Source organism: Protofrankia sp. CiP1_Cm_nod4, from assembly GCF_982290645.1.
Map to the genome: position 1 here is coordinate 51,403 of NZ_CEVIVC010000021.1, position 4,017 is coordinate 55,419.

General features: G+C 73.0%; 4 protein-coding genes. 3 read left to right on the top strand and 1 reads right to left on the bottom strand.

Annotated features, from left to right (window positions below; genetic code table 11):
* Entirely contained in the window at nt 1–1,668 is a 1,668-nt protein-coding gene (pgm, locus tag AC5LSR_RS06775) for a phosphoglucomutase (alpha-D-glucose-1,6-bisphosphate-dependent) (protein ID WP_250290577.1), read from the bottom strand.
* A gap of 427 nt (nt 1,669–2,095) precedes the next feature.
* Here pgm and nadD point away from each other — a divergent pair, with 427 nt between their 5' ends.
* From nadD to AC5LSR_RS06790, 3 genes are all read left to right on the top strand, one after another.
* On the top strand, nt 2,096–2,770 hold the full coding sequence (gene nadD / locus AC5LSR_RS06780) for a nicotinate-nucleotide adenylyltransferase (RefSeq protein ID WP_445548309.1): 675 nt from the start codon (nt 2,096–2,098) through the stop codon (nt 2,768–2,770).
* 190 nt (nt 2,771–2,960) lie between these two features.
* Nucleotides 2,961–3,368, top strand: a complete 408-nt coding sequence (gene rsfS / locus AC5LSR_RS06785; protein ID WP_250285489.1) for a ribosome silencing factor — start codon at nt 2,961–2,963, stop codon at nt 3,366–3,368.
* Nucleotides 3,365–4,017 (top strand): histidine phosphatase family protein (locus AC5LSR_RS06790; protein WP_493464476.1); only part of this gene is annotated, 653 nt, incomplete at its 3' end. The genes rsfS and AC5LSR_RS06790, both read left to right, overlap by 4 nt.

A 4,017-nucleotide genomic window follows, 5' to 3' on the forward strand; every position in this document is an offset into this window, starting at 1 on the left:
TCAGCGACGCAGCGCGGCGTCCACGACCGCCTGGGCCTCGGCGAGGACCGTCTCAAGATGCTCGGGGCCGCGGAAGCTCTCCGCGTAGATCTTGTAGACGTCCTCGGTGCCGGACGGCCGGGCTGCGAACCAGGCGTTCTCGGTGACGACCTTCACCCCGCCGATCGCAGCCCCGTTGCCCGGGGCGTGCGAGAGCGCGGCGCGCACCGGCTCGCCGGCGAGTGTGCTGGCGTCGAGGTCCGCCGGGGTGAGGGAGGTCAGGATCTTCTTCTGCGCGGGGGACGCCGCCGCGTCGACCCGGCGGTAGGCGGGCGCGCCGAACCGGCCGGTCAGCTCCTCGTACAGGCGTCCCGGGTCCCGCCCGGTGACGGCGGTGATCTCCGCGGCGAGCAGGCAGGGGATCAGGCCGTCCTTGTCGGTGGTCCAGACCCGGCCGTCGCGGCGCAGGAACGACGCCCCGGCGCTCTCCTCCCCGCCGAAGCCGAGCGAGCCGTCGACCAGCCCGTCCACGAACCACTTGAAGCCGACCGGGACCTCGACGAGGCCGCGCCCGAGCCCGGCCGCCACCCGGTCGATCATGCTGGAGCTGACCAGGGTCTTGCCGACCGCCGCCGCGCCCGGCCAGTCGGCGCGGTGCGCGAACAGGTAGGAGATGGCCGCCGACAGGTAGTGGTTGGGGTTGAGCAGGCCGGCCGCCGGGGTCACGATGCCGTGCCGGTCGGCGTCGGCGTCGTTGGCCAGCGCCACGTCGAAGGAGTCCTTCAGCCGCAGCAGGGAGGCCATCGCGTACGGTGACGACGGATCCATCCGGATCTTGCCGTCCCAGTCGACGGTCATGAAGCCGAACCGCGGGTCGATGGTGGCGTTGACCACGTCCAGGTCGAGTTTGTAACGCTCGGCGATGGCCTGCCAGTAGACCAGGCTCGCCCCGCCCAGCGGGTCGACACCGATGCGCACCCCCGCGCCGCGGATGGCGTCGAGGTCGATCACGGACGGCAGGTCGTCGACGTAGGCCGAGACGTAGTCGTGCACGGTGGCCGCGGCCCGGGCCCGCTCGAGGGAGACCTGTTGGACGCCGCGCAGCCCGTCGGCGAGCAGGGCGTTCGCGCGGTCCTGGATCCAGGAGGTGATGGTCGTGTCGGCCGGCCCGCCGTTCGGCGGGTTGTACTTGAACCCGCCGTCCGCCGGGGGATTGTGCGACGGCGTGACGACGATCCCGTCCGCGGTCCCGCCCGGCCGGGTGGCGGCGGCCTGGCCGACGGCCCCGCGGCCGGTGTTGTGCGTGAGGATCGCGTGGGAGATCACCGGGGTGGGGGTGGCCTCGTCGCCGGGGGCGACGCGCACGTCCACCCCGTGCGCGGCCAGCACCGTCAGCGCGCTGTCGCGGGCCGGCGCGGACAGGGCGTGCGTGTCGATGCCGAGGAACAGCGGCCCGGCCACCCCGTGCGCGGCGCGGTGCTCGCAGATCGCCTGCGTGACCGCGACGATGTGGTCGGCGTTGAAGGAGCGTCGCAGTGACGATCCGCGGTGCCCGGACGTCCCGAACGCGACCCGCTGGGAGGCCTCGGCGGGGTCGGGATGCTCGTCGTGGTAGGCGGCCAGCAGCGCGTCCACGTCGATGAGGATGTCGGGTGGCGCGGGCCGGCCCGCGAGCGGACTGGGCGGCATCAGGCGGGCCCCCTCGGGCGGAAGAAGTGGCAGGCACGGGCAACCGGTCACGGCCAGCCCAAAATGGTTGCGACACTTCAAGCCTAGCGGGCCTGCGGCGGGGCACGGTCACGGCCGCTTCCCGGTGGCTGCCGAACTTCCCGCCGCCCCCGGCTTTCCCGCTGACCCCCGGGTTTTCCGCCGGCACCCGGGTTTTCCGCCGGCACCCGTGGTTTTCCCGCCGGCACCCGGTTGTCCCGCACGGTGCCCGCAAGCGTCGTTCCCGTGGTCTGCCGCGGGTCCGGCGCCCGTCCGTCCCGATGCGCTGTCTCCTCGCTTTCTTCGCTCGTCAGGCCCGGTGTGTGACAGCGGTCCTGACGGGCGCCGTCAGATGTGATACATCCGGCGAGATGTCGAAACCACGCCGTGCTCCGGTTACTGTCCGTTCGTGAGGCTCGGTGTGATGGGCGGGACCTTCGACCCGGTGCACAACGGCCACCTGGTGGCCGCCAGCGAGGTCGCCGCCCTGTTCGACCTGGACGAGGTGGTCTTCGTCCCCAGCGGGCAGCCGTGGCAGAAGGCCGACCGGGAGGTGTCGCCGGCCGAGGCCAGATACCTCATGACCTTTCTCGCGACGGCGGGTAACCCTCGTTTCACGGTGAGCCGGATCGACGTCGACCGCAGCGGGCCGACCTACACCATCGACACGCTGCGTGACCTGCGCCGCCAGCGCGGCGACGCCACGCTGTTCTTCATCACCGGCGCGGACGCGCTGGCGCAGATCCTCAGCTGGCGGGACGTCCAGGAGCTGTTCGGGCTGGCCCACTTCGTGGGCGTCACCCGGCCCGGCTACCAGCTCGAGCTCGACGCGAGCCTGCCGGTGGACGCCGTCAGCCTGCTGGAGGTGCCGGCACTGGCGATCTCGTCGTCCGACATCCGGGCCCGGGTCAGCCGTGGGGCACCGATCTGGTACCTCACCCCGGACGGGGTGGTGCGTTTCATCGCCAAGAGCGGCCTGTACCGGCCACACGACCCGGCCGGTCGGACCGATCCCGCCGGCCCGGCCGGCCTGACCGGTCCGGCGGGCCAGCATAGCCGGCGTGGGGCAGATCCAGGCCCGTGAAAGTGTTGTCTGTGTCAGGCTGGACAGGCAGCACGCAGGCTGGTCCGGCGCACGCCCGCGGCCCAGCCGGTCGGTCATCGACGGAAACGGAGGATGAACCGGCCGTACCAGCGCGGGTGACGGTCCCGGCCGACGATCCACCGACGACCGACCGGAGCCCGACAACCATCCAACCCGGAGAGGTGTATTCGTGACCGCATCCCCGCGAGCCGTCGAGCTCGCCCTCGAAGCGGCGCAGGCCGCGGCGGACAAGCTCGCCCGCGACATCGTCATCCTCGATGTCAGCGAGCGTCTTGCCATCACGGACTGCTTCCTCGTCGCGTCCGCGGACAACGAACGGCAGGTCAAGGCCGTCGTCGACGGGATCGAGGAGCGGCTGCGCGGCTTCGGCGCCAAGCCGGTCCGCCGCGAGGGGGAACGCGAGGGACGCTGGGTGCTGCTCGACTTCGCCGACATCGTGGTGCACGTGCAGCACGGCGAGGAGCGGACGTACTACGACCTGGAACGGCTGTGGAAGGACTGCCCACGGATCACCTTCACCGACCGTGACCTCGCCCGCCGGGTGGAAGTGGCGGCCCCCGGCGCTGGCCGCCGGTGAGGGTCCTGCTGTGGCGTCACGGCCGCACCGCCTGGAATGAGCTGGGCAGGTTCCAGGGGCAGGCCGACCCGCCGCTGGACGCCACCGGCCGGGCCCAGGCCCGGCTGGTGGCACCGGCGGTCCGCGCGCTCGCGCCGGACGTCGTGGTCTCCTCGGACCTGCTGCGCTGCCGGTCGACCGCCGCCGAGCTGGGCCTGACCGTCCAGGTGGACGCCCGGCTGCGCGAGATCGCGCTGGGGGAGTGGTCGGGCCTGACCGCGCGACAGGCCGCGGAGCGCTTCCCCGCGGAGGCGGCGGCCTGGCACCGCGGCGAGGACGTCCGCCGCGGCGGCGGCGAAACCTACGAGGAGGTCGGCGCCCGGGCGATCGCCGTCGTGGAGGATCTCCTCGCCGGCGGGCCGCCCGGCGACGACAGGCTGGTCGTGCTGGTGCTCCACGGCGGCACCGCCCGCGCCCTCATCGGCCGGCTGCTCGACGTACCGCCGTCGACGTGGTGGGCCTTCGGCCCGCTGGGGAACTGCCGATGGTCGCTGCTGCGCCGCTCCCACGGGCGGTTCCGCCTGCTCGAGCACAACAGCGGCCCCCTCGCCGCCGCCCCCCGCGAAGATCTTCGGACGCCGTCGGCAAGCCTGCCCACGCAGACCACCTC

Excerpts from the sequence above, each read along its gene's own strand:
- pgm (WP_250290577.1), bottom strand. The coding sequence starts at position 1,668 with ATGCCGCCCAGTCCGCTCGCGGGCCGGCCCGCGCCACCCGACATCCTC.